1 pseudogene is annotated in these 221 nt (G+C 57.9%); it reads right to left on the bottom strand.

What is annotated here, in order from left to right:
* Nucleotides 1–111 precede the first annotated feature (111 nt).
* Nucleotides 112–221: pseudogene (locus QJT78_RS52745) on the bottom strand (transposase); the annotation flags it as partial.

Below are 221 nucleotides of genomic sequence, written 5' to 3' on the forward strand. Positions count from 1 at the left end.
CGGCGTGGTCGACCAAATGCTACATGAACATGCGACCGCTCTATCAGCCACAACTCTCTGAAACCGGAGCCGTCGCCTGATCAAAAGTGCGAAAGATTCTGGACAGTACCCGGATTTGGCGACCTTGTCGAGTACGTTGCTCACTTTATGGCACCAGCATCGTTGGTGCCGCGTGCCGGGAAAGGCCTCGTCCAGTGCCTTCCAGAAGCCGAGGGCGCCGT

The organism is Bradyrhizobium sp. Mp27 (assembly GCF_029953005.1).
GTDB classification, from domain to species: domain Bacteria; phylum Pseudomonadota; class Alphaproteobacteria; order Rhizobiales; family Xanthobacteraceae; genus Bradyrhizobium; species Bradyrhizobium barranii.